Origin of the sequence: Streptomyces sp. NPDC021019 (assembly GCF_044333295.1) — a bacterium.
In the GTDB taxonomy this organism is placed as follows: Bacteria; Actinomycetota; Actinomycetes; order Streptomycetales; family Streptomycetaceae; genus Streptomyces.
On the sequence record NZ_JBIRQR010000001.1, the window covers coordinates 197,570 to 224,409 of the forward strand.

A 26,840-nucleotide genomic window follows, 5' to 3' on the forward strand; every position below is an offset into this window, starting at 1 on the left:
GTGTTTCACGTGAAACACCGGCGGCCTGTTTCACGTGAAACAGGCCGCGAAGCGTAGGGATCAGCGCGTGGCTCCGGTGACGATCCACCGGCCCGAACGGGTACGCAGCCAGAGTGTGACGAGGCGGACGGCCATCATCAGCGTCATCGCCCACCAGAGCGCGGTGAGCCCGCCGCCGAGAGAGGGCACCAGGAGCGCGACGGGCGCGAAGACGGCGAGCGTCACCAGCATCGCCCAGGCGAGATAGCGGCCGTCGCCGGCTCCCATCAGGACGCCGTCCAGGACGAAGACCACACCGGCGATCGGCTGGGAGACCGCCACGACCAGGAGCGCGGGGAGCAGGGTGTCCTTCACCGAGGGGTCGCTGGTGAAGAGCGGGATGAACAGAGGCCGGGCGAGCACGATCAGGACGCCGAGCACGATGCCGCAACCGATACCCCACTCGACCATGCGGCGGCAGGCCTCGCGCGCGCCCTTCTCGTCGTCCGCCCCCAGATAGCGGCCGATGATCGCCTGCCCGGCGATGGCGATGGCGTCGAGCGCGAAGGCGGTCAGACTCCAGAGGGAGAGGATGATCTGGTGCGCGGCGATGTCGACGTCTCCGAGCCGGGCGGCGACGGCGGTGGCGATCATCAGGACGGCCCGCAGGGACAGGGTCCGGATGAGCAGAGGCACGCCGGCCCGTGCGCTGGCCCTGATGCCGGCCGCGTCGGGGCGCAGAGAGGCGTTGTGCCTTCGGGCTCCGCGGATGACCACGATGAGATAGGCGGCGGCCATACCAACCTGGGCGATCACCGTTCCCCAGGCGGAACCTGCGATGCCGAGCCCGGCTCCGTAGACGAGGGTCACATTGAGGGCGGCGTTCACCGTGAAACCGCCGATGGCGACGTACAGCGGGGTGCGGGTGTCCTGGAGGCCGCGCAGTACACCGGTGGCGGCGAGCACGACGAGCATGGCCGGAATGCCGAGGATGGAGATCCTCAGATACGTGATGGCGTACGGAGTCGCGGTGTCGGACGCGCCGAAGACGTCGACGAGCCATGGGGCCGTCGGGATCGCGAGGGCGACGACGGCCGCTCCGAGCAGCAGGGCGAGCCAGATGCCGTCCATGCCCTGGCGGATGGCGGCGGGGAGATCGCCCGCTCCCACGCGGCGGGCGACGGCCGCCGTGGTCGCGTAGGCGAGGAAGACGAAGATGCTCACGGCCGTCATCAGGAGGGCTGCGGCGATGCCGAGGCCGGCCAGTTGCGGGGTGCCGAGGTGGCCGACGACGGCGCTGTCGACCATCACGAACAGGGGCTCGGCGACGAGTGCGCCGAACGCCGGGACGGCAAGGGCGATGATCTCGCGGTCGTGCCGTCGGCGGCCGTTCTTCGGTGTCGCGGGGGCCTTGGTCATGAGGGTCAATCTAATCTTCCACAGGTAAGAGATGCAATCGACCTACGGCCCTTACTTGTGGACCGGCGGGACGTTCCTTGCCGCGCCGTTTGCGGTGATCTTGAAATGAGGGCGAAAGTTTTTCTCCCCCACAGTCAGTGGACGGAGAAGATGCAGGTCAGGATGGTCACGCTGCTATCGCTATGAGTTTGTCCACAGTGCTGTCCCCCGGTCCGTGCACAGGTTCGGCAGGGTTCTCCACAGCATCTGGTCCGTCGTCCACATGCCCTGTGGATAACCAGATTGGCTGACGGTGCGGAGGGGCCTACCGTGGTGCGGCGCCCGCACTCCGTTCCGGCACCGGAATCCCACCGAACCAGATGCGCCGGAAGTGGAGTCGGGCGACTTGTTTGTCGGTGCCGTGCCGTAAGAAAGAGTGGCACGGCTAGGTCCGCGATGCGGACGTGAGGAGGCGGCCCGGTGAGCATTCCCGAGCCTTTGGACGACCCCTGGACCGAGACCGGTCCCGGGGACCGTCTGCCCGTCTCCCGCCAGCGTCGCGGGGACCGCAAGGGCCGTGAGGACCGCCACGACCGCGGCTCGGACGAGGCCTGGGAAGGCGGCTCCCCCGGGTTCGAGCGGGTGCCGCCCCAGGATCTCGACGCCGAGCAGTCCGTTCTCGGCGGCATGCTGCTGTCCAAGGACGCCATCGCGGACGTCGTGGAGATCATCAAGGGGCACGACTTCTACCGCCCCGCCCACGAGACCGTCTACACGGCGATCCTCGACCTCTACGCCAAGGGCGAGCCGGCCGACCCGATCACGGTCGCCGCCGAGCTGGTCAAGCGCGGAGAGATCACCAAGGTCGGCGGCGCACCGTATCTGCACACCCTGGTGCAGTCCGTGCCCACCGCGGCCAACGCCTCGTACTACGCGGAGATCGTCCACGAGCGGGCGGTGCTCCGGCGGCTGGTCGAGGCGGGCACGAAGATCACGCAGATGGGATACGCGGCCGACGGGGACGTCGACGAGATCGTCAACTCCGCGCAGGCCGAGATCTACGCGGTAACCGAGCAGCGCACCAGTGAGGACTACCTCCCCCTCGGCGACATCATGGAGGGTGCGCTCGACGAGATCGAGGCCATCGGGTCGCGCAGCGGCGAGATGACCGGGGTGCCGACGGGCTTCACGGACCTCGACGCCCTGACGAACGGCATGCACCCCGGCCAGATGATCGTCATCGCGGCCCGCCCCGCCATGGGCAAGTCCACGCTGGCGCTGGACTTCGCGCGCGCCGCGTCGATCAAGAACAACCTGCCCAGCGTCATCTTCTCCCTCGAAATGGGGCGCAACGAGATCGCGATGCGTCTGCTGTCGGCCGAAGCACGGGTGGCCCTGCACCACATGCGGTCCGGCACGATGACGGACGAGGACTGGACGCGGCTCGCCCGACGGATGCCCGAGGTCTCGGCCGCTCCGCTGTACATCGACGACTCCCCCAACCTGTCGATGATGGAGATCCGCGCGAAGTGCCGTCGGCTCAAGCAGCGCAATGACATCAAGCTCGTGATCATCGACTATCTGCAGCTGATGCAGGCCGGTGGATCGAAGCGTTCCGAGAGCCGTCAGCAGGAGGTCTCGGACATGTCCCGAAACCTCAAGCTGCTGGCCAAGGAGCTGGAAGTCCCGGTGATCGCGCTCTCGCAGCTGAACCGTGGTCCCGAGCAGCGCACGGACAAGAAGCCGATGGTGTCCGACCTGCGTGAGTCCGGTTCCATCGAGCAGGACGCCGACATGGTCATCCTGCTGCACCGCGAGGACGCGTACGAGAAGGAGTCACCGCGCGCGGGCGAGGCGGACATCATCGTCGGCAAGCACCGTAACGGCCCGACGGCCACCATCACCGTGGCGTTCCAGGGCCACTACTCCCGTTTCGTGGACATGGCACAGACCTGACGGCTGGCCCGGCCCGCCGGCCGCGCAGAACTCACCCGGACTCCTGGCTCAGGGGGAGGACGAGGAAGAGGGGTTCAGTCCGGCCACGGTCGAGGGCGTAGCCGGGTGCCGAGCAGGCGCGGTCCACGGGGATCCGGGCGCGACGAGCGGGGGCGCCGAGGGCCCTCCGGTCCTCAGGCGTCCGTCAGGGTGCGGGCGAGCAGGGGAAGCAGGCGGTCCCAGTGGCGCTGGAGTCCGGCCGGGTCGAAGGCGTCGGTGTCGGACATGGTGAAGCCGTGGACGGTGCCGGGGTAGATCTCGGAGGTGTAGCCGACGCCCGCGGTGTCCAGGAACCCGTTGAGCTCGCCCAGCGCCTCGGGCGTGATGTCCGTCGCCGCGTGGCCGAAGTGCACCTCGGCGGTGAGGCGGCGCAGGCTGTCGGGCCCGTCGGCGGAGACGGGGGCGTGGAACGCGGCGAGGGCGGCCACCTGGGCGGGGCGGGCCGCGGCGGTACGGGTCGCCAGGAGGCCGCCGATGCAGTAACCGGTCACCGCGACCGGTCCGGCCTCCACCTCGGGCTGGGCCGAGAGGAACGTGAGGTAGGCGTCGGCGTCGTGCACGACGCGTTCGGCGGTGTGGGCCTCGATCAAGGGCATCAGCCGGCCGATGAGCGCGGGTCGGTCCTCTTCTCCGATGTGATCGGGGAGATCGACGACCGGTGTCGGCCCGTGCCGGTAGAAGAAGTTGGGGACGAGCACGTAGTAGCCGTGCCCGGCCAGTTCGCGGGCCATCTCCCGCAGTACGGGACGGATGCCGAAGGCGTCCGCGTACATCAGCACCCCTGGGTGCCGGTCGCCGTTTTCGGGATGGACGGCGAAGGCGTCGGCCACACCGTCCGCGGTGGAGATCTGCACGGTCTTGCTGGGAATGGCGGCTCTTCCTTCCTGGAGTTCGCCGTTGACGGTCATGGCGCTACCGTTCGCGGCGCTATCGTTCATGGAGCTAACGTTTGTGGCACTAACGTTTTGGTGCGAGCGAACGTACAGTGCCGGTCGGCCCGACGCAAGGAGAGTGGACGTCATGGACGGATCCGACGGAACAGAATGGGTGGACAGCCCCGACGGCGGCTCTCCCAGAACGCCCGAACGGCTGCGCCGTCGCCCGAGCCGCTTGCTGTCGCAGCTGACCGGACGGTCGGACCGGCTGATCAACGACGGGCTGGTGCGGGTGGATGCACGCAAGTGGCACTACGCCGTGCTCGCCTCGCTGCAGGAGTACGGACCCGGCAGCCAGGCCGAACTGAGCAACCGCTCCGGCATCCACCGGAGCGACATGGTCGGCGTGCTCAACGAACTCGCGGAGCGTGGGCTGGTCGAGCGGGCGCCCGATCCCGCGGACCGGCGCCGCAACGTCATCACGATCTCCACACGGGGCCGTCGGCGCCTGAGCCTCCTGGACGAGACCCTGGACGTCCTGGAAGACGAACTGCTCGCGCCGCTGAGCCCGTCCGAACGCCACCAGCTCGTCCGGTTGCTCGCCCGCCTCCTGGACCACCACGCCGGTCCCTCCTGACCTCATGCCGGAAAGGCCTCGGGCCGGCGAGCGTGGCCCGGCGCCCAGGGCCGGTGGACGCGCTGATCGTCGAGGAGCCATCTCATCCCGGCTCGACGGGGCGTTCTCTCGGGCGGTGCGGGAGTTCCCCGGGCACGCCACGTTGAATGATCATGCATTCGGATGCATAATCTTCCTATGTCTAAGGTTCTCACCTCCCTGCCCATCGGCGAGCGGGTCGGCATCGCCTTCTCCGGCGGTCTCGACACCTCGGTCGCCGTCGCGTGGATGCGCGACAAGGGTGCCGTCCCGTGCACCTACACCGCCGACATCGGCCAGTACGACGAGCCCGACATCGCCTCGGTGCCCGGGCGCGCGTCGACGTACGGTGCCGAGATCGCCCGCCTGGTCGACTGCCGGGCGGCGCTGGTCGAGGAGGGGCTGGCCGCGCTCACCTGTGGCGCGTTCCATATCCGGTCGGGCGGGCGCGCCTACTTCAACACCACGCCGCTCGGCCGTGCCGTCACGGGGACCCTGCTGGTCCGGGCGATGCTGGAGGACGACGTACAGATCTGGGGCGACGGGTCGACGTTCAAGGGCAACGACATCGAGCGGTTCTACCGCTACGGGCTGCTCGCCAACCCGCATCTGCGGATCTACAAGCCGTGGCTGGACGCGGACTTCGTTACCGAGCTCGGTGGCCGCAAGGAGATGTCGGAGTGGCTGATCGCCCACGAGCTGCCCTACCGCGACAGCAGCGAGAAGGCGTACTCGACCGATGCCAACATCTGGGGCGCCACCCATGAGGCCAAGACTCTGGAGCACCTCGACGCCGGTATCGAGACCGTGGAGCCGATCATGGGCGTGCGGTTCTGGGATCCCGCGGTGGACATCGCTGCCGAGACCGTGACGATCGGCTTCGACCAGGGCCGCCCGGTGACGATCAACGGCAAGGAGTTCGCCACCCCGGTCGACCTGGTGATGGAGGCGAACGCGATCGGTGGACGGCACGGTATGGGCATGTCCGACCAGATCGAGAACCGGGTGATCGAAGCCAAGAGCCGCGGCATCTACGAGGCGCCCGGGATGGCGCTGCTGCACGTGGTGTACGAGCGGCTGGTCAACGCGATCCACAACGAGGACACCCTGGACAACTACTACAACGAGGGGCGGCGGCTCGGCCGGCTGATGTACGAGGGCCGCTGGCTCGACCCGCAGGCGCTGATGATCCGCGAGTCGCTGCAGCGCTGGGTGGGCACGGCGGTCACCGGGGAGGTGACACTGCGGCTGCGGCGTGGTGACGACTACTCGATCCTGGACACCGACGGACCGGCTTTCAGCTACCACCCGGACAAGCTGTCGATGGAGCGCACCGAGGACTCCGCGTTCGGGCCGGTGGACCGGATCGGACAGCTCACGATGCGCAACCTCGACATCGCCGACTCGCGTGCCAAGCTCGAGCAGTACGCCGGCCTCGGCATGGTCGGATCGACCCATCCCGCCCTCATCGGCGCCGCTCAGGCGGCCTCCACCGGGCTGATCGGCGCGATGCCGCAGGGCGGCGCCGAGGTCATCGCCTCGCGCGGCAGGGTGTCCGGTGGCGACGAGATGCTCGACCACGCCGCGATGGAGTTCGGCACCGACTGACCGGGGGCGCGTCGCAAGCGCTGGGTGCGGGATTTCAGCAGGGCGATTGACGACAGGACCTAGCCGGCCGGGATGATCCGGGTGACGACGGCCTCGACCAGGCGGTCGAGGCCGGTGTCGCCGAGCATGTCCGGGAGCGTGAAGTGCTCCAGAAGTACCCCGGTCATGGCCAGGTAGAGGAGCAGGAAGGCGTCGTGGTCGCCCGGAAGGCCCCGGTCGCGGTGGAAGGCGAGGCTCTCCCCGTAGCCGGCGCGCACGGTTCGGGTCAGCTGGGTGCGCAGTTCGGGTCGGCGGGTCGCCTCCAGGCGGAGTTCCAGCATGGCCAGATATCCGGTCCGGTCGTGGGTCATCCGCCGGATCAGCCAGTGCATCAGCTCGGTGACCAGCTCCCGGGAAGGGGCCGGGCCATGACCTGTTCGACCTGGGCGGATCCGGTGTCATCCGGCTGCTGATGCGGGCGCCGGTCTGCATCAGGAGGTCGCGTCGCGGCCGCTGAAGTAGTTCGACGCCGTGCCCACCGGCACGCCCGCCCGGGCGTCCACGGCGCGGAAGGTGAGCCCGCGGGCGCCTTCGTGTGCGAGGAGGTCGATCGCGGCGTCGGTGAGCACAACCCTGCGTCGGGGGTTCTTCGCCATGACCTGTCTCCCTGCCCGGGCCGGTCTCGGAAAGAGGATTGCACGACCACTACACGTGAAGCACTGTAAGTGACGTGGTTGAGACGGTGCCGCGTCGGCACGACGGTCGCTCGACCCCGGGCCGTCTCCGGCCCGACCCACCGGCGGATCGGGGAACTCATGCGCAGACTGACCTACTTCATCGCCTGCTCGATCGACGGCTTCATCGGGGATGCCAGTGGCGACGGCTCGGCGATGATGCCGTTTGTCAGGGAGGAGTTCCTCGGCTTCCTGAAGTCGGAGTACCCGGAGACCGTCCCGGTGCAGGGCCGCAACGCACTCGGGTTCCCCGACGCCGAGAACCAGCGCTTCGACACCGTGGTCCAGGGCAGGAGGAGCTATCAGCTGGCCCTGGACGCGGGCATCACCAGCCCGTACGGCCACCTGCGGGAGATCGTCGCCTCCCGGACGCTCACGGAGTCCCCGCACCCGAACGTCGAGCTGATCGCGGAGGACCCGGTCGCCCGGATCAGGGAGCTCAAGGCCGAGGACCGCGGGCTGGGCATCTGGCTCTGCGGCGGATCCCGGCTGGCGGGGGAACTGCTCGACGAGATCGACGAGCTCGTGATCAAGGCCTATCCGGTGGTGTACGGAGTCGGCATGCCGATGTTCGGATCCGGTCTCGGGACCATCGAGTTCAGCCTTGAGGGAGTGCGGACCTTCGAGAACGGCTCACTGGTCCGGACGTACCGCCGTAAGCGCTGAGTCTCCGCCGTAGTCCTGCACTGCGCGGGTCTCGCATCCGCCGGCTCGACTCCGTGGAAAAGAGTTCGTCAGGGAGCCGCCCTTCAGGTAGGGGTTGAGCCATGACTTCCAGCGACACAGACCTGCTTCCCAGCACCCGACGCGCCCTGCTGCACCGCATCGCCGTCGCCCAGCGGGACGGCCGCGCGCCGTCCCTCGTGGCCGCCGTGCGGCGGCAGGGGCGTACGGCTTGGAGCGGGGCGCGTACGTGCGTCGAAAGGCATGTTCCGGACGCCGATACGCAGTACCGGATCGGTTCGATCACCAAGACGTTCACTGCCGTTCTGGTTCTGCGGCTGCGGGACGAGGGCTTGATCGATCTGGACGACCCCCTGGAGAAGCACCTCCCCGGCACGGGGGCGGGCGGGGTGACCGTCTTTCAGCTGCTGGGTCACAGCGCGGGGCTGGGCGCCGAAGCACCCTCCCCCTGGTGGGAGCGGACACCCGGCGGCCTGCGGCCCGAGCTCGCCGACGTGCTGGGCGACCGGCCGCAGAGGCATCCGGCCGGTCATCGCCATCACTACTCCAACCCTGGCTACACCCTGCTTGGTTCACTGGTGGAAGCGGTGCGTGGCGTCTCCTGGGAGGAGGCGCTGCGCCGCGAGATCCTGGAGCCGCTGGGTATGCACCGCACGACGAGCGGGCCCGTGGCTCCGCACGCGGGCGGCTGGGCCGTGCACCCCTGGGCCGATGTCATGCTGAGCGAACCCGCCGAGGACCTCGGGATCATGGCGCCCGCCGGTCAGCTCTGGTCCACCGCGGCGGACCTGCTCCGGTTCGCCGCCTTCCTGACCGAGGGCGACGACCGGGTCCTGTCGGCCTCTTCCGTACAGGAGATGCGGACGCCCGCCGCACCCGCCGAGACGGGCGGCAGCGGTTACGGTCTCGGGCTCCAGATCGTCGGGGGCGAAGAGCGCGTGCTCTTCGGGCATTCGGGATCGCTTCCCGGGTTCGTCGCCGGCCTCTGGGTGAGCGAGGAGGACGACGTGGCCGCGGTCGTTCTCGCCAATGTCACCTCGGGGTTGCCCGCCGCGATGGTGGCCGCCGAACTTCTGGGGATCGTGGCCGAGGCCGAGCCGCGGATCCCGGAGCCCTGGCGCCCGCTGCCCGAGGTGGACGACGAGCTGCTCGCGCTGACCGGGATCTGGCACTGGGGCACCCACCCGGTCACGCTGAGGCTCACGGCGGAACGGGGGTTGCAGCTCACGCCGCTGGGCGGCAAGGGACGAGGCGCGGCCTTCACGTACCGCCCGGACGGCACCTGGACGGGCCAGAACGACTACTACGCGGGGGAGACCCTGCGCGTCGTACGCAAGGACGACGGCTCGGTGGACCACCTCGACCTCGGCTCGTTCGTCTTCACCCGGGAGCCGTACGAGGCGGGCGCGGCCGTGCCCGGCGGCGTGGACGCGGAGGGCTGGCGCGGGCTCGCCGACTGAGCTTCCGGCCGGGTAGCGGGTGGGTGTTCCACGTGAAACACCCACCCGCGTTTCACGTGAAACGCCCACTCGTCCTCGCTCGTCAGAGCGCCAGCTTGAAGCCCACATGGCTGGCGGTGAAGCCGAGCCGCTCGTAGAAGCGGTGCGCGTCCTCGCGGGTGACGTCCGAGGTCAGCTGCACCAGCTGGCAGTTCTGGCGGCGGGATTCGTCCACCGCCCACTGGATGAGCTGGGTGCCGAGGCCGCTGCCGCGCTCGTCGGCGTGGATGCGGACCCCCTCGATGATCGAGCGGGTCGCGCCGCGGCGGGACAACCCCGGTACGACGGTCAGTTGCAGTGTGCCGACGACTCGGTTCTCGCGAACGGCGACGACCACGTGCTGGTTCGGATCGTCGGCCAGCCGCTGGAACGCCTCCCGGTAGGGGGTGAGGTCGTCCGGTGACTCGCGCTGCGTCCCCAGGGGGTCGTCGGCGAGCATCGCGACCACCGCGGGCAGGTCGTCCGGGACGGCGGGTCGTATGGCGAGATCACTCATGATCGGCATCCTAGGACGGCCCCGGGGGCTACCGCGCCGATCAAGCTCGGTCAGGCCGGGACCTTGAGTTCTTCGACGGCCCTGACCAGAGGAGCGAGCTCGGGGTTCTCGGCCGCCTCGTCCAAGGCCGCCCGCAGCGCGGTGTCATGCGTCGGCCGGGCGGCCTCCAGCAGCGTGATCCCGGCCTCGGTGACATCGGTGTAGATGCCGCGACGGTCGGTGGCGCACAGGTAGCGGGTCAACAGCCCCCGGTCCTCGAGCCGGGTGACGAGCCGGGTGGTGGCGCTCTGGCTGAGGACGACGGCGTCGGCGACCTGCTTCATCTGGAGATGTCCGCCGGTGCCGTTGTGCTGTCGGCTCAACACGTCGAGCAGGGAGTATTCGCGTGCGCTGAGTCCGTGGCCGGCCTGGAGGGCCCGCTCGACACGGGTCTCGATCTTCCCGTGGAGCAGGGAGAGCGCGCACCAGCTCTGGGCGATGGCGGTCAGGGCGGGGTCGGTCGCTGTCATGTCTCTCTCCTCCGTACGGGAGCTGCGTGACTCCAGGATAGGGGACGCCTGCAATAGCCCGCGCTTGCAATTAATCGGCGTCTGCAATTATTGTGGACGCTCGTAAGGCGCAGACGCAATCTTCAGGGAAGGTGAAACCCATGCCGCTCGCGCTCCTCGCCCTCGCCATCGGGGCATTCGGGATCGGAACGACCGAGTTCGTGATCATGGGGTTGCTCCCCGAGGTCGCCGGCGACTTCCAGGTCTCGATCCCGACCGCGGGCTTCCTGGTGACCGGCTACGCGCTCGGTGTGGTCCTCGGAGCCCCGCTGATGACACTGCTCGGCACGCGTGTCACCCGCAAGCGCATGCTGATGCTCCTCATGGGGCTCTTCATCGTGGGCAACGTGGTGTCCGCGCTCGCCCCCGTCTTCGGGGTCATGCTCGCCGGACGGGTGATCGCCTCCCTCGCGCACGGAGCCTTCTTCGGCATCGGCTCGGTGGTCGCGGCCGGCCTGGTCGCCCCCCGGAAGAAGGCCGGGGCCATCGCCATGATGTTCACCGGGCTCACCGTCGCCAACGTCGTCGGCGTTCCGCTGGGCACCTTCATCGGCCAGACCGCGGGCTGGCGGACCACGTTCCTCCTCGTCGCCGTTCTGGGCGTCGTGGGACTGCTGGGCGTCGCGAAGCTCGTACCGGACCAACCCGGGCCGGAAGGCGTGCGCATGCGCCACGAGCTGGCCGCGTTCCGCAAGGTCCAGGTCCTGCTGGCCATGGCCATGACCGTCCTGGGCTTCGGCGGAGTCTTCGCCGCGATCACCTACATCACGCCCATGATGACCGGGATCGCCGGCTACTCGGCCTCGTCCGTCACCTGGCTGCTCGTTCTCTTCGGGCTCGGCATGGTGGGGGGCAACCTGATCGGCGGCAGGTTCGCCGACCGCCACCTGATGCCCATGTTGTACGTCTCGCTCGGCTCGCTCGCCGTGGTGCTCGGCCTGTTCACCGTGACAGCCCACAACAAGATCGCTGCGGCCGTCACCATCGTGCTGATCGGCGCCCTGGGCTTCGCGACCGTGCCTCCGCTGCAGAAGCGGGTCCTCGACCAGGCGGCGGGTGCGCCGACGCTGGCCTCCGCGGTCAACATCGGGGCGTTCAACCTCGGCAACGCCCTCGCCGCCTGGCTCGGAGGTCTCGTGATCGCCGCAGGCCTCGGCTACACCGCCCCCAACTGGGTCGGCGCCGCGCTCGCCGCGTCGGCCCTGGTCCTGGCCGTGTTCTCCGGACTGTTGGAGCGCCGGGAGACCGGCAGGAGCCGGATTGCCGCCGGGAGCGGCCCCGAGCCGGCCGTCGCGGCAGCGGCCCGGCACTGAGCCGCCCGCTCCCCGGGGGCACCCGTCGCGAAGCAGCCGCACGGTCCTCGTGGCGGTGCGGCTGCCCCGCGTCAGCCCGTCGCGAGGGTGAGCGGGGCGAACCTGCGGGCGGTATCGCCGGGCAGGTCCGTGATGTTGTAGGTCATCACGGTGGTTTGGGTGAGGGGCTCGAGCCCGCGCTTCACCAGCCAGCCGAGCAATTCCTTGTGCGCGGCGTGGACGTCGGTGCGCAGTGGTCGGTCCGTCGTGGCGGCCAAGGACGTGACCAGGGCCTGCGCGGTGGCCGTGTCCCGGGCGATCAGCGGCCCGATCACCTCGGCCTGCCCGCTCGGCCAGAGCGCCGCGTAGCCGGTCAGCTCGCCGTGTTCCTCGGCGACCTGGAGCCGGTCGGAGAAGGCGGGCAGCCGGGCGAGCAGATGCGTCCGGTCGGCGCCGAACACGGGGAGGTCGAGCCGGACCAACGCCCGCAGGTCGTCCGCCGCTGCCGGGCGGGTGGTCACGGACGGGCGCGAGGCCGAGGGGGAGCCGTCGGGGCCGCCCGCTCCGAAACGGCCGCCGACGCGTTCGGTCCGGCCCACGGGGGAGAAGCCGAGGTCCTCGTAGAGCGGCTGTCCCTGGTCGGTGGCGTACAGGACGAGCGGGGTGTCCCCCACGGCTTCCATCACGTGGCGCATGAGCCGACGGGCGAGCCCCCGACGACCGTAGCGGTCGGCGACGAGCAGCATGCCGACCGCGGTGAGGCCGGATCCGTAGGGCATGGTCAGGCAGGTCCCCGCCAGGCCCTTGCCGTCCGGGGCGTCGATCCCGTATCCGGCGCCGGCCGAGAGGAGCAGCCCCCACCGGTGTTCGTCGCGCGGCCAGCCGCGGTCCTCGCAGAGATCGGCGCACGGGACCAGGTCTCCCCGGTTCAGGCGCCGGATGGGCAGCTCGACGAGGGAGAGGGGTGATGGGCTGTGCATGGGGTCAGGCTGTCTGACGGGATGATCGCGCGTCCACCGATTTCGCGGAACTGGCCGAGATCCGCAGCCGCCTGCCGCGCCGGGTGAGTCCCCAGGGCTTGAGCCCCGAGATCGCGGTGATGAAGTGATAGGTGGGCCGTCGCCACCGACGGCGCGATCACGAGGTCGATGTCCACCGCTCCGTCGGCGACCGCGGCATTGGTGCCGGGGCGCAGGGAGAAGATCGACAGGCCTGTCGTGACCGGATAGTTTCACGTGAAACACGATGCCGAGTGGGGCTCCCCGGGCGTCTGGCAGAGGGGGCGTCCATGGGCACATGGGTACCCGCTGGGGAGTATGCGCCCCGGAGGGGCCGCCACGCGTGCCCCGTCGCTGGGGATGTCAGCCCAGGTCGGGGGCGTGCATCGCCCGTACGCCTTCGATGTTGCCGTCGAGGTAGTGCCGCAGTGACAGCGGAACGAGGTGCACGGCCGCGATCCCGACCCGACTGAACGGCACCCGGACGATCTCGTACTCCCCGGTGGGCTCGTCGATCTCCGGGCCGTGCCGCAGGGAGACGTCCATCGACGCCAGTCGGCAGACGAAGAAGTGCTGGACCTTCACTCCCGTCACGCCGCCGTCCGCGATGTGTTCCACGGTGTCGACGAAGCACGGGACCACGTCGACGATCTTGGCGCCCAGCTCCTCGTCGACCTCGCGGTGCAGTGCTTCGACGACGGTGGCGTCCTCCGGCTCGACCCCGCCGCCGGGGGTGAGCCAGTACGGATCGACTCCGGGCTTCGTGCGCTTGATCAGGATGAGGTCATCGCCGTCGAGCAGGACGGCGCGTGCGGTGCGCTTGACCACAGGACGTTCGGTCATGGCAAGAGAGTGGCCCGCCCGGGACCGTCTGAAACTCCCCCGGCCTACCGGACCGCCGTGTTCAGCGCCTGTTCGACGTCGGCGAGCAGGTCCTCGAGGTCCTCCGCGCCGACCGAGAAGCGGATGAAGCCCTCCGCGACGGCGTCGCCACCCCAGCGGCCCCGGCGCTCCGCGGTGGACCGGACGCCGCCGAAGCTCGTCGCGTCGTCGACCAGGCGCAGCGCGGACAGGAAGCGCTCCGCTGTCTCCCGGTCGGCCAACTCGAAGGACACCACGGATCCGAAGCGCCGCATCTGGCGCCCCGCGACGACGTGTGACGGGTCGGTGGGCAGTCCCGGATACCGCAGCCCGGTGACCTCCGGGCGCTTCGTCAACGCCTCGGCGAGAGCGAGAGCGCTGGTGCACTGCCGGTCGACGCGCAGGGGGAGGGTGGCCAGCGAGCGGTGCGCCAGCCAGGCCTCCATCGGCCCCGGAATCGCCCCGACGACCTTGCGCCAGCGCCGTACGTCCGCCGTCAACCGGGGATCGCGGCAGGTCACATGGCCGAGCAGGATGTCGCCGTGCCCCGTCATGCCCTTGGTGTCGCTGGCGACCGAGAAATCGGCGCCCAGCTCCAGGGGGCGCTGGCCGATCGGGGTGGCCAGGGTGTTGTCGACGGCGACCAGCACACCCGTCGCGTGCGCGGTTTCGACCAGCCGCCGGATGTCGCAGACGTCCAGGCCCGGGTTGGACGGGCTCTCGATCCAGAGCAGCTTCGCCCCGGCCAGCAGGGCCAGTTGGGCGTCGCCTCCCGTCGGCGCGGTCCGGACCTCGACCCCGTACGCCTCCAGCTGTTCCCGTACGAGCGGCAGTGCCTGGTAGCCGTCGTCGGGCAGGACCACGGCGTCGCCCGAGCGGAGCTGGGAGAGCAGTACCGCGGTGATCGCCGCCATGCCCGAGGCGAACACGGTCGTGCCCACGTCCTCACCGGGAGCCTCCAGCTCACCGATGGCCCGCTCCAGGTGGGTCCAGGTCGGGTTGGTCTCCCGACCGTAGGTGTAGGGGCCCACCGGTTCACCGGAGAGATGGAAGTGCGCGGCGAAGACCGGGCCGGGCAGGGTGGGCCCGAACTGCTCCGGTTCGGGGAGCCCGGCGCGTACCGCGCGCGTTCCGTCGCCCATGGTGCTCATGCCTGCTCCTTCGCTGCCGCCCGGTGGTGGACCGGTGTCCCCCGCACTCTTCCAGAGGCTCCCGGAGCGGACTTCCCCGGAGGTCCGGAATACCGAATACCGGGATCAGTTCTCGTCGGGCAGGACGACGTTGAGCGCCCAGGACACGACCGAGATGATCAGTCCGCCGAGCACCGCCGTCCAGAAGCCCTCGACGTGGAAGCTGAGATCGAACACGCCGGCCAGCCAGGAGGTCAGCATCAGCATCAGGGCGTTGACCACCAGGGTGATCAACCCCAGCGTCAGGATGAACAACGGGAACGTCAGCAGCTGGACCACCGGCTTCACCAGGAAGTTCACCAGGCCGAAGATCAGCGCGACCAAGATCAGGGTGAGGGCCTTGCGGCCCGTGCTACCGCCCTCCAGCGTGATGTTGCCGATGAGCCAGATGGCAACGGCCAGCGCCCCCGCGTTGGCGATCGTCTTGACTACGAAATTCTTCATGTGTCTGATCGTGGCAGACATGATCGGTGGTGGACACCGGCAGCGCGGGCACAGCCGACAGCGTGGGTACAAGAGGTGGGACGGGCCATGAAGGCATTCAGACTGGACGAGCTCGAGGCGGAGCGGGCTGCCAACGACGGCGCCTACCTGCAGTTCGTGCGGGAACGCAATATGTCGGTCGGCCTGTACGCCCTGGACGCGGGGGAGCTCGATCCGCAGCAGCCGCACCAGCAGGACGAGGTCTACTTCGTCGTCAGCGGACGGGCATCGATCACGGTGGGTACGGAGACGACGCAGGTCGGCAGGGGAAGCGTCGTCTACGTGCCCGCGGGCGTGGCCCACAAGTTCCACCACATCACCGAGGATCTGCGGGTGATGGTCGTCTTCTCGCCCCCTGAGGGCTGATTCCCGGCGCCGGGAGTCGAGCTCCGTCCCGGGGACCCGATGCGCCCGTCCCCGGGATCCCTAGGGGCTCGATCAGGGGTCTTCAAGGGCTGCCCGCCCCCCGCGGGAGGCCCTCGCGCCTTTAGCATCGGAGCAAGGACTCAGAGAGACGAGGTAGAGGCGATGGCCGTGCGGGAGATATTCGCGGGAATGCCCTGGTGGGTGAAGTGGATCGCGGTGCCCGTCATTGCGATCTTCGTGTTCGGCGGGCTGATCGCCAGCGTCGTCGGCTTCGTGATCAGCCTGCTCTTCAAGGCGCTGGTTTTCGTCGTCGTCGTCGGCGGCCTGATCTTCGTCGTCCGCAAGTTCATGTCGTCGTCGTCCTCGCGCGGTGACTGGTAGTACCCGGAACGCGGGTCGGCACGGGGGCGGCCCGTTCCGTCCGGCCCCTTGGCCCGGCCCCTCGACCTCGGGCCCGCAGGGCGAGGTGAGGTCAGCGCCGCCGGGAGATTAGCCCAGCAGAGCTAAGTCCCGGAGGAAACCACCCGTCTGCCGCAGGCGGCCGATACAGTGACAAACCACTGCCGCCATCCGGAATGTGACCTTCCGTCACCATATCGATCACCTGATCGGTCCTGGGTACGACAGTCCGGTCGTTGGCCTTCGATCGTCGGCGCCCGGACCGGTCCTCGCCGGTCACGGGCCGGATCTCCGGTCCTCGGGATCGCGGCAGGCCCGTGGGGGCGGCCCCCACGGGAGGGCCGACGGCCCGTCACCATGCCTGGGGGTGGCCCTTGACCACGGCATCTAGCACCGCTGTGCCGACGTTGATCGGTTCGGTTCAGCGGGCGTTGAGGCTGCTGGAGGCTGTGGGCACCCATCGGGACGGGGCGCCCGCCAAGCAACTGGCACGTGAGGCGGGGCTTCCGCTCCCGACCGCGTACCACTTGCTGCGCACCCTCACCCATGAGGGCTATCTCCGCCGCGAGAACGGTGTCTTCCTGTTCGGTGCGGCCGCCGAGAACCTGACCGTCGCACCCGGGGTCCGGAGCCGCCCGCGCCCCGCCTCCGTCGCCGACTCCCTCGGCCGCTGGCGGGACGTCATCGGAGCCCCGGTGTACTGCGCCGTCTACTGCGACGGCGAGATCGATCTCATCGCCGTCGCGGACGCCCCCGACACCCCGGCCGTGGAGGAGTGGGCCTCGTTCCGGGAAACCGGCCACGCGCACGCCATCGGTCAGTGTCTGCTCGCCCAACTCGACGAGCGAGCCCGCGAGGATCATCTGGACCGGCACCCCGTGCGCCCTCTCACCCGTTACTCAGTGCGAGATCGCGCCACACTTCTGGAACGGCTGCGCACCCTCCGACGAGGTGAACCGGTCATCGAACGCCAGGAGTACGCACTGGGGACCGTGTGCGCCGCGATTCCCGTCACGGCCGGTGCCACGATTGCGGCGATGGCCATTTCCGTACCTCTTGACCGAGAAGAACGGTTGCTCCCCGCAGTCGAACAGCTACGTGGCGAAGTCGCCAGCCTCTTGCGTTCGCTCGTGTTCTCTATCAGTATCTGAAAAATCACTCCTTGTGATCTGCTATCGCGTGCACCACGATGGCGTCAATAGGGCCATGGGGGATCATTCCTGGCCAGATTCATCTACTGCGGGGTTGAACGATGCGCGAATCGGTTCAAGCAGAGGTCATGATGAGCTTCCTCGTCTCCGAGGAGCTCTCGTTCCGTATTCCGGTGGAGCTCCGGTACGAGGTCGGCGATCCGTATGCCATCCGGATGACGTTCCACCTTCCCGGCGATGCCCCGGTGACCTGGGCATTCGGCCGCGAGCTGCTGCTGGACGGGCTCAACAGCCCGAGCGGCGACGGCGATGTGCACATCGGCCCGACGGAGCCCGAGGGCCTCGGCGATGTGCACATCCGGCTCCAGGTCGGCGCGGACCGTGCGCTGTTCCGGGCGGGGACGGCGCCACTCGTGGCGTTTCTCGACCGGACGGACAAGCTCGTGCCGCTCGGTCAGGAGCACACGCTGGGTGACTTCGACGGGAACCTGGAGGATGCACTCGGCCGCATCCTCGCCGAGGAGCAGAACGCGGGCTGACCGGGCGCGCACCCGATGCCCCGTCACCCCGTCTTACGACGACGGCCCCGACCTGTCCGCCCGGGTGCGGGCGTAGCCGCCTGGGCGCCGCCGGACCCCGGGCGGTCCGCGGAGACGACCAGCGCCGCGAGCACCGTGGTCACCGGCACCGAGGCGACCAGGCCGATCGACCCGACCAGCGTGCGGACGATCTCCTCGGCGACCAGCTCGCTGTTGGCCACCGTGCCCACACCGCTCTGGGCGATGGAGAAGAGCAGCAGCAGCGGCAACGCCGCGCCCGCGTACGCCAGCACCAGGGTGTTGACCACCGAGGCGATGTGGTCCCTTCCGATCCGGATACCTGCCCGGTACAGCCCCTTCCAACCCATCCGCGGGTCCGCCTGGTGCAGTTCCCAGACGGCGGAGGTCTGGGTGACCGTCACATCGTCGAGCACCCCGAGCGAGCCGATGATGACGCCGGCCAGCAGCAGACCGCTCATATCGATGTCCGGGTAGAGGCCGTGGATGAGGCCGGTGTTGTCGTCGGTGTTGCCACTCAGGCTCGCCCAGCCGATGAACAGGGAGCCCAACAACCCGATCAGCAGCAGCGAGATCAGCGTGCCGACGACCGCGACCGACGTACGGGCCGTCACCCCGTGGCACAGATAGAGGGCCGCCAGCATGATCGCGCTGGCCCCGATCACCGCCACGACCAGCGGGTTCGAGCCTTGCAGGATCGCCGGCAGGATGAACAGGGTCAGCACGGCGAACGACACGACCAGCGCCACCAGCGCCATCACCCCGCGCATCCTGCCCACCAGGACCACCGCCAGCGCGAAGATCCCGGCCAGCACCGCCATCGGGATCTTCCGGTCCACGTCGGTCACCGAGTACTGGAGGTCGCGCGGCGCGTCGGGGGCGTACGCGACGACCACGCCCTGACCCTCCTTCAGCTGTCGGGGGGCGTCCGGCTGGACCACCTCGACGAACTTCCGGCCCTGGTCGTCGCCGCTGGTCACCTCGATGGTGGCCTTCGCGCACTCCCCCTCCTGCTCGTTGACGGCCTCGCGGCCAGAGGGGGTGGAGGTATCCCCGGTCGGGGGCACCTGCGCGGCGTTGACGTCCGCGCAGTCGACCTTCACGACCTGGACGACCTTGCCGTCCTGGGTCTGTCGGTCGAATCCGACGCCGGTGCGCTCGTGGTCGGGCGCGCCGCCGGGCCAGAACGCGATCAGGCCGACGACGACTGCCGTCGCGAACGGGATCAGCACGGCGGCGATCACCTTGCGCAGGTGCCGGGAGACCGGAGCGGCCGGCCCGTGGCTGTGGGTGTGGCCGTGGCTGTGGCCCTGGGGCGGCTGGGGTGAGGGGTCGCTTCGAGGGGAGGTCACGGGGCGATCATCGCAAGAACAGGAGGGGCCATATGGTCAGCTCGCCCGAAAGGACGCTAGCGTGGAGGCACCTTTGCACACGCGGGAGCTCGGAGCACCGGGCTGAGAGGGCGCTGATCGCCGTACATCCGTACGGGACACGCTGCGCCGACCGCCGAACCTGTTACCGGGTAATGCCGGCGTAGGGAGTAGGTCTCATGACCACAGCGGACGCACGCACGCCTGCCTCGAAACAGAACGACGGAACGCCGGACGGCACGCCGGCCGACGGGACGCGGAACGACGAGGCCGGGAAGTCCATCGGCTGGCACAAGGGGTACGTCCTGGGCTCGCGCCCGGACCTCCGGGTGCCGGTTCGACAGGTGCACCTCACCAACGGCAAGGACGTGACGCTGTACGACACGTCGGGGCCGTACACCGATCCCTCCATCGACACCGATGTCCGGCGGGGCCTCGCGCCCCTGCGGGAGAACTGGATCATCGCCCGCGGCGACACCGAGGAGTACGCGGGCCGGCCGGTCCGCCCCGAGGACGACGGGCTCAAGCACACCTCGCCGCGCGGCGGACTGCGCAACCTCGACGCCGTCTTCCCCGGCCGCCCGCGCCAGCCGCGCCGCAGCCGCGACGGACGTCCCGTCACCCAGCTCGCGTACGCCCGGCGGGGGGAGATCACCCCGGAGATGGAGTACGTGGCGATCCGGGAGAACGTGGAGCCCGAGGTCGTCCGCGAGGAGATCGCGCAGGGCCGGGCGGTGCTGCCGGTCAACGTCAACCATCCCGAGATCGAGCCGATGATCATCGGCAAGCGGTTCCTGGTGAAGGTCAACGCCAACATCGGCAACTCGGCCGTCACCTCCTCCATCGAGGAGGAGGTGGACAAGATGACCTGGGCGACGAAGTGGGGCGCCGACACGGTCATGGACCTGTCCACCGGTCGCAACATCCACACCACCCGGGAGTGGGTGCTGCGCAACTCCCCCGTGCCGATCGGCACCGTCCCGCTCTACCAGGCGCTGGAGAAGGTCGACGGCCGGGCCGAGGAGCTGACCTGGGAGATCTACAAGGACACCGTCATCGAACAGGCCGAGCAGGGCGTGGACTACATGACGGTGCACGCCGGTGTGCGCCTGCCGTACGTCCCGCTGACGGCCCGCCGCAAGACCGGCATCGTCTCGCGGGGCGGCTCGATCATGGCGGCCTGGTGTCTCGCCCACCACAAGGAGTCGTTCCTCTACGAGCACTTCGAGGAGCTCTGCGAGATCCTCGCGACGTACGACGTCACCTACTCCCTGGGCGACGGACTGCGTCCCGGTTCGATCGCGGACGCCAACGACGAGGCACAGTTCGCCGAGCTGCGCACGTTGGGCGAGCTGAACACGGTCGCGAAGCGGTTCGGTGTCCAGACCATGATCGAGGGGCCCGGGCACGTCCCGATGCACAAGATCAAGGAGAACATCGACCTCCAGCAGGAGATCTGCGAGGAGGCGCCCTTCTACACGCTCGGCCCGCTGACCACGGACGTCGCGCCCGCCTACGACCACATCACCTCGGGCATCGGCGCCGCGATGATCGCCTGGTGGGGCACCGCGATGCTCTGTTACGTCACGCCCAAGGAGCACCTGGGGCTGCCGAACCGGGATGACGTGAAGACGGGCGTCATCACCTACAAGATCGCCGCCCACGCGGCCGACCTGGCCAAGGGGCACCCCGGTGCGCAGGAGTGGGACGACGCCCTCTCCGACGCGCGGTTCGAGTTCCGCTGGGAGGACCAGTTCAACCTGGCCCTGGACCCGGACACGGCACGGGAGTTCCATGACGAGACGCTGCCCGCCGAGCCGGCGAAGACAGCGCACTTCTGCTCGATGTGCGGGCCGAAGTTCTGCTCGATGAAGATCTCCCAGGACATCCGGCGTCAGCACGGTGGTTCGCAGCAGGAGATCGAGGAGGGCATGGCCGAGAAGTCGAAGGAGTTCGCGGCCGCCGGCAACCGGGTCTACCTGCCCATCGCCGACTGATGCGGGCCCGGCCGCCGGTCCACCCCCGGCGGTCGGCCCGTCCCCGGCGGTCGGTTCCTCCATGGGACCGAGGTCCGATCCGGCCGGGAACGTAGGGGCGCTCTGTGGCTTACCGAGTAACCACAGTCAGTTCAGCCTGGTTTGACATGGTTGGCTCCGTTGTCAAGCGACAGTATGGATACAGTCGTGTGGCAGCTGTATGTACGTTTGGCCCGCAGCTCACCTGCGCTTGACCCTTTCCTTATCTGTGGCTTACTTTCCGGCTTGCTTGGCTTGAAATTGGCGCCCCCTCGGAACGGGGGCCGGGGAGGGAATCACAGTGAACTGGTACCTGGACGTACTCAAGAACTACGCAGGCTTCAGCGGACGCGCGCGCCGCAAGGAGTACTGGATGTTCGTGCTCTTCAACTTCATCATCGCCGTGGTGCTGTCGGCGCTCGGCATGGCGATCGACACGCAGATCCCGTACTACCTCTACCTCGCCGCGGTCATCGTTCCGTCGCTGGCGGTCATGGTGCGTCGTCTGCACGACACCGGCCGCTCGGGCTGGTGGTTCTTCATCTCGTTCGTCCCGCTGGTCGGCGCCATCATCCTGCTCGTCTTCCTCGCCTCGGAGGGCAAGCCGGAGACGAACCAGCACGGTGCCAACCCGAAGCTGGCTCCGGCCGTCTGACCAACAGCTCCGGAGCACCGTGAGGCCGGGCGCGGCACACAGCCGCCCCGGCCTTCGCCGTACCCGGACCTCACTCCGGCCGGTGCTCCGGTCCGCCGAAGTCCGGGCTCGTGAAATCGGGACTGGTGAACGTCGGTCGGGGACCGGCCGCCGGCCCGTCGTCCGGGCCGGAGAAGTCCGGCCTGCTGTAACCGACCTTCGGGATGCGGTTGGGCGAACGGTGCGGGGTCCGTGCGGCGGGTCCCGCGGTGGGGTCGGCCAGGGCGTCCCGGAGGAACGGGAGGATGCCGCGCTCCAGCAGGGCGTGGCGCCACGCCTCCCTGGCCCGCGCGACGTCCTCCGGCAGCTCCTGCTCCTCGTTCTCGGCGGCCAGGGACGTCGCGCCGTTGCGGAGCGCGGTGACGAGCAGACCGACGGCCGCGACCAGGATCGCCGCGGCGGCGACCGCGGCGAAGAACCACCCCGCGGCGACCATGGAGCCGCCGAAGGTCGCCAACGGGCCGACCGCCTTCAGCAGATAGCCGACGAGCAGGAAGATGACAGCCGCGGAGCCGGCCAGCAGCGGGGTCAGGACCGTGATGACCGCGCCTATGCCGGCGCCCGAGCCGGCCGCCGTGCTCTGCGGCCCGTCCGTGGCCGGTGCGCCGTCGATCCCCTCCGCGGTCGCCGCGCGGCGCAGTTCGCCGCGGGCCTTCACGTAGTGCTCGTACTCGGTGGCCGCGGCCGCGGTGATCAGCGCCGTGGCGCTGAGCGCCATGGTGCGCAGCTGCTCGGTGTTGAGCCGGTCCCCGACGCCCTCCAGGTCCGGGCGTTCATGAGCGTGGCGCAGTGCGTCGCCCAGGATCCGCTCGTACTCGGGTCCGTCCTCGGCCAGCAGGTGCGGAGCGCTTGTCATCTGCATCCCCCGATGCTCCGTCGGTGCCCGGCTGCCCGCGTGTAGACCGGGCGATCGGGCGGAAACGGAGGAGAGCCTGCCACTGATACGCCGATGGTAGAGCGCTCACGGCACGGGGTGACAGGGTGTTTCCAGAATTGGGCCCGGTGGCGGGCCCGTCGATCGGCGAGGTCGGCGCAGGCGGAACCTGAAGCGCCTTCCCCGCCGACGGTCAGTCATGCAGCGGGAGCTGAACCACCAACAGCTTTCCGGCCATGGTCACTCCGCCGTCCATGGCGATGGCGAGGTCGTCCGCGTACACGTGCGGGCCGTTGATCACGGGCCCCGCGCCGTCCTCGCCGTCCTCCGTCCCGACCTCGCCCAGGAGGTAGGGAATGGGGCTGTGACCATGGACGACGCGCTGTCCGCCGTACGTCGTCAGCAGCTCGCGCACCGCCTGGGCGCCGCCCTCGTCCCGGAAGGCGAACCGCTTGGTGAGCTTGCGGAAGAGGTCCCAGCACTCGTCGGCGTCATTGCGCGTGAGAATGGCCGTGATCGTGTCGTTGACGTCCTCGATGGTGGACCCGTAGTCGAGGTAGGCCGTCGTGTCGGAGTGCATCAGCAGATGGCCGTCCTCCTCGACGACCGCGTCGAGCCGGGACATCCACTGGAGGTGGACGTCCTGGAGGCGCTCCATGTCGTTCTTCTGGCCGCCGTTGAGCAGCCAGGCGGCCTGGAAGGTGGCGGTGCCCGCCCCGGAGTTGACGGGGGTGTCGGCGAACCGCTTGGCGCCGATCAGCAGCAGCTCGTGGTTGCCCATCAGGGCCTTGCAGTAGCCGCCGGCGGCCGCCGCCTCGGCGGAGAGTCGCATGACGAGGTCGATGACGCCGATGCCGTCGGGCCCGCGGTCGGTGAAGTCGCCGAGGAACCACAGGCGGGCGTTGCCCGCGGCCCAGTTCCCGGCGGCGTCGATGAGGCCCTGCGCGCCGAGGGCGGCGATCAGCTCGTCGAGGTAGCCGTGGACGTCGCCGACGACGAAGAGCGGGCCGCGGCTGTCCTCGGCCACGGGGCGCGGCTCGGGAACGGTCTGCACCTGGACCGTGTCGCCGCGACGGATGACCGGGAGGTCCCGCTCGGTCGGGGTGTAGCCCTCCGGCTGCTCGCCGCCCATGACGGCGTTGCCGGGATGCGGCGGCCGGGGCGGGGCGGGAGCGCGCGGCGGCACTGCCGGGGGCACGGAGGCGCCGGGTGCCGGGGGGTTCGGTTCCGGCGCCCGCGGTGGCACCGGGGAAGGAGGCGCCGCCTGTGCTTGCGGTGGCACGGGTGACTGCGCATACGGCGGAACCCGGAAGTCACGCAACGTCGCCGTCCGCACCACGGGTTCCTGACCGGCCCCCTGAGTCATCGACCCCTCCACCACCGTCGCGCCGCCGTACACCTGACGGGCCTTGCCTGGTAGGGGTGGTCCGCGGTGTCGTGCGCCCATCATAGGAATGCGGATCGATCTGTGTGACGCACCAGGGGTGGTGAATCCGGGCGCACGCACGGTTCACCGGCTGATTAGTCCGAAAAGGGGTGATCAGTCCCCGCTGGGGGAGCGCGGCGCGCTGACCGTGGTGCGCGGTGGACGTCGTTGCGAGGAGGTCCGGACGATGAGCTCCGTCGGTATGACCTGCTCCACCGGCCCGTCGTGCTCGACCCCTTCGATGGCGTCGATGAGGAGCTGGACGACGGCCGTGCCGATGCGGCGGGGCTTCAGCGAGAGCGTCGTGATGGGCGGCTCGGTGGCCGCGTACACGGTGGACTCGCTGCAGCAGACCAGCAGCAGGTCCTCGGGGACCCGTAGGCCGTAGCGGCGGGCCGCCGCGAGGAGATCGGTCCCATTGGGGTCGAAGAGCCCGTAGACCGCGTCGGGGCGGTCCGGGCGGGCGAGCAGCCGGTCGGCGGCGACCGCCCCCGCGCAGGGGTCGTGGGCCGGATAGGACTCGTAGACGGGATCCTGGCCGACCCGCTCGCACCAGTGGAGGTAGGCGGTGGTGGACAGCCGGGTGTACGTGTCGGTGGTGTTGCCGGTCAGCAGGCCGATACGGCGGGCTCCGGCGGCGGCGAGATGGTCGAGGAGGTCGAGCACGGCGGCCCGGTGGTCGTTGTCGACCCAGGCGGTGACGGGGAGCGTCCCGGCCGGGCGGCCGTCCGATACCACGGGCAGTCCCTGGCGGACGAGTTCGGTGACGACCGGGTCCTGGTCGGAGGGGTCGATGACGACGGTCCCGTCGAGCGCGACGTTCGACCAGACGTCGTGCCGGGAGGTGGCGGGGAGGATGACGAGGGCGTAGCCGCGGGCGAGTGCCGCTGAGGTCGCGGCTCTCGCCATCTCCGCGAAGTACGCGAATTCGGTGAAGGTGAAAGGTTCATTCCCGTACGTGGTCACGGTCAGGCCGATCAGGCCCGACTTGCCCGTACGGAGGGTTCGGGCCGCGGCGGACGGGCGGTAGCCCAGCCGCTCGGCGACCTCGCGGACATGGCGACGGGTGGCGTCCGGGAGCCTGCCCTTGCCGTTGAGCGCGTCGGAGACGGTCGTGATCGAGACTCCGGCCGCGGCGGCCACATCACGGATCCCCGCCCGTCCTGGCCGGCCGCTGCGCCGGGGGGTCTCCGTCCGGCTCACCTGGTGCTTCCCTGCTGCTGTCATGGCGAGCCGATAGTAGGGCTCCGAGGGGTGGTCGGTCCGGTCGCATATGCACACGTTGACAGGCACGTTTCTGCAAGGTCACTTCTCATCAGAACCCTTGTAATGCAAGGGAGTTGACCGTTATTGCTTAGCTGTTTCAGGTACTGGGGGGCGGCGGCCTGCTGTATGTGCGATGTCTCGAAGAGGTCTCAACTCACCATTTCGGGGGACGCGCGCCACGGCGTGGGCCACCGGCGCGCGCCGGAATGCGAAACGCTCCCCCCGGGGAGAGGCTCGGACCGGCCCCGCGTGAGGCCCCATTCCCGGGCACTGCGGTCGATTTCCCGCTCGGGCCATTCGCAGCGGGGCCCAATCCTCTTAAGGTGTGCAGTATTGCTGTGAACAGACGGTCGAGGAGGACCTGCGGTGAGCGAGACGAGCCCCAAGCTGCGCGCCGAGCTGGACGGCGTTCCCGCCTATGTGCCGGGGAAGCCGGCGGCGGCCGGTGGACCGGTCGCCTACAAGCTGTCCTCCAACGAGAATCCCTTCCCGCCGCTGCCGGGGGTGCTGGAGTCGGCGCTCGCCGCCGCGGGGAACTTCAACCGCTACCCGGACATGGCGTGCACCGGCCTGATGAACGAGCTGGCCGACCGCTTCGGTGTGCCCCTGGCGCATCTCGCCACCGGCACCGGGTCGGTGGGGGTGGCCCAGCAGCTGCTCCAGGCCACCTCCGGACCCGGTGACGAGGTCATCTACGCCTGGCGGTCCTTCGAGGCGTACCCGATCATCACGCAGGTCAGCGGCGCGACCTCGGTGAAGGTCCCGCTGACCGACGGCGAGGTGCACGACCTCGACGCGATGGCGGAGGCGATCACCGACCGGACCCGGCTGATCTTCGTCTGCAATCCCAACAACCCCACCGGCACGGTGGTGCGCCGGGCCGAGCTGGAACGGTTCCTCGACCGGGTGCCGAGTGATGTGCTGGTGGTGCTCGACGAGGCGTACAAGGAGTTCATCCGCGATGCCGAGGTGCCGGACGGCATCGAGATCTACCGGGACCGGCCCAACGTGGCGGTGCTGCGGACCTTCTCCAAGGCGTACGGTCTGGCCGGGCTGCGGGTCGGCTTCGCGGTGGCCCACGAGCCGGTGGCCGCGGCCCTGCGCAAGACCGCCGTCCCGTTCGGCGTGAGCCAGCTCGCCCAGGACGCGGCGGTGGCCTCGCTCCGCGCGGAGGACGAGCTGCTGGGCCGGGTGGGCTCGCTGGTCGCCGAGCGCACCCGGGTGACCGCGGAGCTGGTGCGCCAGGGCTGGACGGTGCCGGAGTCGCAGGCGAACTTCGTCTGGCTGCGGCTCGGTGAGCGGACCCTCGACTTCGCCGGGGCCTGCGAGCGGGCCGGGGTGGTCGTGCGGCCCTTCAAGGGCGAGGGCGTCCGGGTCTCGATCGGCGAGAACGAGGGCAACGACCTCTTCCTGAAGGCGGCGGAGGCGTTCCGCGCGGAGCTGTAGAC

Annotated in this window: 27 protein-coding genes and 1 riboswitch; of the genes, 13 read left to right on the forward strand and 14 right to left on the reverse strand. The window is 69.6% G+C overall.

What is annotated here, in order from left to right; genetic code table 11:
• Positions 1 to 60: 60 nt before the first annotated feature.
• Entirely contained in the window at positions 61 to 1,398 is a 1,338-nt protein-coding gene (locus tag ACH4RG_RS00885; RefSeq protein WP_398538886.1) for an MATE family efflux transporter, read from the reverse strand.
• Between the two features lie 459 nt (positions 1,399 to 1,857).
• Between ACH4RG_RS00885 and dnaB the strand changes: the two genes are divergently transcribed.
• Positions 1,858 to 3,333 carry a replicative DNA helicase gene (gene dnaB / locus ACH4RG_RS00890; RefSeq protein ID WP_026290418.1) on the forward strand — a complete coding sequence of 492 codons (1,476 nt, stop codon included), beginning with the start codon at positions 1,858 to 1,860 and terminating at the stop codon, positions 3,331 to 3,333.
• A 173-nt stretch (positions 3,334 to 3,506) separates the two neighbouring features.
• On the opposite strand, the gene ACH4RG_RS00895 is transcribed toward dnaB, so the two are convergent.
• The gene (locus ACH4RG_RS00895; protein WP_397930878.1) at positions 3,507 to 4,241 is read right to left on the reverse strand and encodes a dienelactone hydrolase family protein; all 735 of its coding nucleotides are present in this window, start codon (positions 4,239 to 4,241) and stop codon (positions 3,507 to 3,509) included.
• 151 nt (positions 4,242 to 4,392) lie between these two features.
• Here ACH4RG_RS00895 and ACH4RG_RS00900 point away from each other — a divergent pair, with 151 nt between their 5' ends.
• Positions 4,393 to 4,884: a MarR family winged helix-turn-helix transcriptional regulator gene (locus tag ACH4RG_RS00900; RefSeq protein ID WP_397918768.1), complete on the forward strand. Its 492-nt coding sequence runs from the start codon at positions 4,393 to 4,395 to the stop codon at positions 4,882 to 4,884.
• Between the two features lie 177 nt (positions 4,885 to 5,061).
• Positions 5,062 to 6,510, forward strand: coding sequence for an argininosuccinate synthase (gene argG / locus ACH4RG_RS00905; protein WP_397918766.1), 1,449 nt, complete (start codon positions 5,062 to 5,064; stop codon positions 6,508 to 6,510).
• Between the two features lie 59 nt (positions 6,511 to 6,569).
• Here argG and ACH4RG_RS00910 read toward each other — a convergent pair whose 3' ends face one another.
• Both ACH4RG_RS00910 and ACH4RG_RS00915 read right to left on the reverse strand, forming a co-directional pair.
• Complete coding sequence (locus ACH4RG_RS00910; protein WP_398539375.1) at positions 6,570 to 6,941, reverse strand: hypothetical protein; 372 nt, start codon at positions 6,939 to 6,941, stop codon at positions 6,570 to 6,572.
• Positions 6,942 to 6,980: 39 nt separating this feature from the next.
• Positions 6,981 to 7,145, reverse strand: a complete 165-nt coding sequence (locus ACH4RG_RS00915; protein WP_398538887.1) for a TetR/AcrR family transcriptional regulator — start codon at positions 7,143 to 7,145, stop codon at positions 6,981 to 6,983.
• Positions 7,146 to 7,304: 159 nt separating this feature from the next.
• Between ACH4RG_RS00915 and ACH4RG_RS00920 the strand changes: the two genes are divergently transcribed.
• Both ACH4RG_RS00920 and ACH4RG_RS00925 read left to right on the forward strand, forming a co-directional pair.
• The gene (locus tag ACH4RG_RS00920) at positions 7,305 to 7,889 is read left to right on the forward strand and encodes a dihydrofolate reductase family protein (protein WP_398538888.1); all 585 of its coding nucleotides are present in this window, start codon (positions 7,305 to 7,307) and stop codon (positions 7,887 to 7,889) included.
• Positions 7,890 to 7,990: 101 nt separating this feature from the next.
• Positions 7,991 to 9,367, forward strand: coding sequence for a serine hydrolase domain-containing protein (locus tag ACH4RG_RS00925; protein ID WP_397918763.1), 1,377 nt, complete (start codon positions 7,991 to 7,993; stop codon positions 9,365 to 9,367).
• 82 nt (positions 9,368 to 9,449) lie between these two features.
• Here ACH4RG_RS00925 and ACH4RG_RS00930 read toward each other — a convergent pair whose 3' ends face one another.
• A complete protein-coding gene (locus tag ACH4RG_RS00930) occupies positions 9,450 to 9,902 on the reverse strand; it encodes a GNAT family N-acetyltransferase (protein WP_397918761.1) in 453 nt (150 codons plus the stop codon).
• Positions 9,903 to 9,952: 50 nt separating this feature from the next.
• Positions 9,953 to 10,411, reverse strand: coding sequence for a MarR family winged helix-turn-helix transcriptional regulator (locus ACH4RG_RS00935; protein ID WP_397930857.1), 459 nt, complete (start codon positions 10,409 to 10,411; stop codon positions 9,953 to 9,955).
• Between the two features lie 140 nt (positions 10,412 to 10,551).
• On the opposite strand from ACH4RG_RS00935, the gene ACH4RG_RS00940 reads away from it, so the two are divergent.
• Positions 10,552 to 11,763, forward strand: coding sequence for an MFS transporter (locus ACH4RG_RS00940; protein ID WP_397918757.1), 1,212 nt, complete (start codon positions 10,552 to 10,554; stop codon positions 11,761 to 11,763).
• A gap of 71 nt (positions 11,764 to 11,834) precedes the next feature.
• Here ACH4RG_RS00940 and ACH4RG_RS00945 read toward each other — a convergent pair whose 3' ends face one another.
• The 4 genes from ACH4RG_RS00945 to ACH4RG_RS00960 form a co-directional block, all read right to left on the reverse strand.
• The gene (locus ACH4RG_RS00945; RefSeq protein WP_397918755.1) at positions 11,835 to 12,722 is read right to left on the reverse strand and encodes a GNAT family N-acetyltransferase; all 888 of its coding nucleotides are present in this window, start codon (positions 12,720 to 12,722) and stop codon (positions 11,835 to 11,837) included.
• 381 nt (positions 12,723 to 13,103) lie between these two features.
• On the reverse strand, positions 13,104 to 13,583 hold the full coding sequence (locus ACH4RG_RS00950) for an NUDIX domain-containing protein (protein WP_003967847.1): 480 nt from the start codon (positions 13,581 to 13,583) through the stop codon (positions 13,104 to 13,106).
• A 44-nt stretch (positions 13,584 to 13,627) separates the two neighbouring features.
• Complete coding sequence (locus tag ACH4RG_RS00955; RefSeq protein WP_397918753.1) at positions 13,628 to 14,752, reverse strand: cystathionine gamma-lyase; 1,125 nt, start codon at positions 14,750 to 14,752, stop codon at positions 13,628 to 13,630.
• A gap of 105 nt (positions 14,753 to 14,857) precedes the next feature.
• Positions 14,858 to 15,235: a phage holin family protein gene (locus tag ACH4RG_RS00960; protein WP_007453829.1), complete on the reverse strand. Its 378-nt coding sequence runs from the start codon at positions 15,233 to 15,235 to the stop codon at positions 14,858 to 14,860.
• 87 nt (positions 15,236 to 15,322) lie between these two features.
• Between ACH4RG_RS00960 and ACH4RG_RS00965 the strand changes: the two genes are divergently transcribed.
• The 4 genes from ACH4RG_RS00965 (at position 15,323) to ACH4RG_RS00980 (ending at position 17,729) form a co-directional block, all read left to right on the forward strand.
• Entirely contained in the window at positions 15,323 to 15,640 is a 318-nt protein-coding gene (locus tag ACH4RG_RS00965) for a cupin domain-containing protein (RefSeq protein ID WP_069743704.1), read from the forward strand.
• A 168-nt stretch (positions 15,641 to 15,808) separates the two neighbouring features.
• A complete protein-coding gene (locus ACH4RG_RS00970) occupies positions 15,809 to 16,021 on the forward strand; it encodes a DUF5326 family protein (RefSeq protein WP_265600552.1) in 213 nt (70 codons plus the stop codon).
• Between the two features lie 392 nt (positions 16,022 to 16,413).
• A complete protein-coding gene (locus tag ACH4RG_RS00975) occupies positions 16,414 to 17,190 on the forward strand; it encodes an IclR family transcriptional regulator (RefSeq protein WP_397918749.1) in 777 nt (258 codons plus the stop codon).
• A gap of 101 nt (positions 17,191 to 17,291) precedes the next feature.
• Positions 17,292 to 17,729, forward strand: coding sequence for an SsgA family sporulation/cell division regulator (locus ACH4RG_RS00980; protein ID WP_024263706.1), 438 nt, complete (start codon positions 17,292 to 17,294; stop codon positions 17,727 to 17,729).
• A gap of 23 nt (positions 17,730 to 17,752) precedes the next feature.
• On the opposite strand, the gene ACH4RG_RS00985 is transcribed toward ACH4RG_RS00980, so the two are convergent.
• Positions 17,753 to 19,099, reverse strand: a complete 1,347-nt coding sequence (locus ACH4RG_RS00985; protein ID WP_397930851.1) for a YibE/F family protein — start codon at positions 19,097 to 19,099, stop codon at positions 17,753 to 17,755.
• A gap of 71 nt (positions 19,100 to 19,170) precedes the next feature.
• Positions 19,171 to 19,304: riboswitch (TPP riboswitch) on the forward strand.
• Between ACH4RG_RS00985 and thiC the strand changes: the two genes are divergently transcribed.
• Together thiC and ACH4RG_RS00995 are read left to right on the forward strand one after the other, a co-directional pair.
• Positions 19,297 to 21,114, forward strand: a complete 1,818-nt coding sequence (gene thiC, locus ACH4RG_RS00990; RefSeq protein WP_397918745.1) for a phosphomethylpyrimidine synthase ThiC — start codon at positions 19,297 to 19,299, stop codon at positions 21,112 to 21,114. Its footprint overlaps the riboswitch before it by 8 nt.
• 319 nt (positions 21,115 to 21,433) lie before the next feature.
• On the forward strand, positions 21,434 to 21,787 hold the full coding sequence (locus tag ACH4RG_RS00995) for a DUF805 domain-containing protein (RefSeq protein ID WP_397918743.1): 354 nt from the start codon (positions 21,434 to 21,436) through the stop codon (positions 21,785 to 21,787).
• A gap of 70 nt (positions 21,788 to 21,857) precedes the next feature.
• Here ACH4RG_RS00995 and ACH4RG_RS01000 read toward each other — a convergent pair whose 3' ends face one another.
• The 3 genes from ACH4RG_RS01000 to ACH4RG_RS01010 form a co-directional block, all read right to left on the reverse strand.
• Positions 21,858 to 22,688 carry a hypothetical protein gene (locus ACH4RG_RS01000; protein ID WP_397918741.1) on the reverse strand — a complete coding sequence of 277 codons (831 nt, stop codon included), beginning with the start codon at positions 22,686 to 22,688 and terminating at the stop codon, positions 21,858 to 21,860.
• A 205-nt stretch (positions 22,689 to 22,893) separates the two neighbouring features.
• On the reverse strand, positions 22,894 to 24,066 hold the full coding sequence (locus ACH4RG_RS01005) for a metallophosphoesterase (RefSeq protein WP_397930846.1): 1,173 nt from the start codon (positions 24,064 to 24,066) through the stop codon (positions 22,894 to 22,896).
• Between the two features lie 174 nt (positions 24,067 to 24,240).
• Positions 24,241 to 25,353: a LacI family DNA-binding transcriptional regulator gene (locus ACH4RG_RS01010; protein WP_006126041.1), complete on the reverse strand. Its 1,113-nt coding sequence runs from the start codon at positions 25,351 to 25,353 to the stop codon at positions 24,241 to 24,243.
• A gap of 405 nt (positions 25,354 to 25,758) precedes the next feature.
• Between ACH4RG_RS01010 and hisC the strand changes: the two genes are divergently transcribed.
• Positions 25,759 to 26,838 (forward strand): histidinol-phosphate transaminase, encoded by a 1,080-nt coding sequence (hisC, locus tag ACH4RG_RS01015; protein ID WP_397930844.1) that lies wholly within the window; start codon positions 25,759 to 25,761, stop codon positions 26,836 to 26,838.
• Positions 26,839 to 26,840 lie beyond the last annotated feature (2 nt).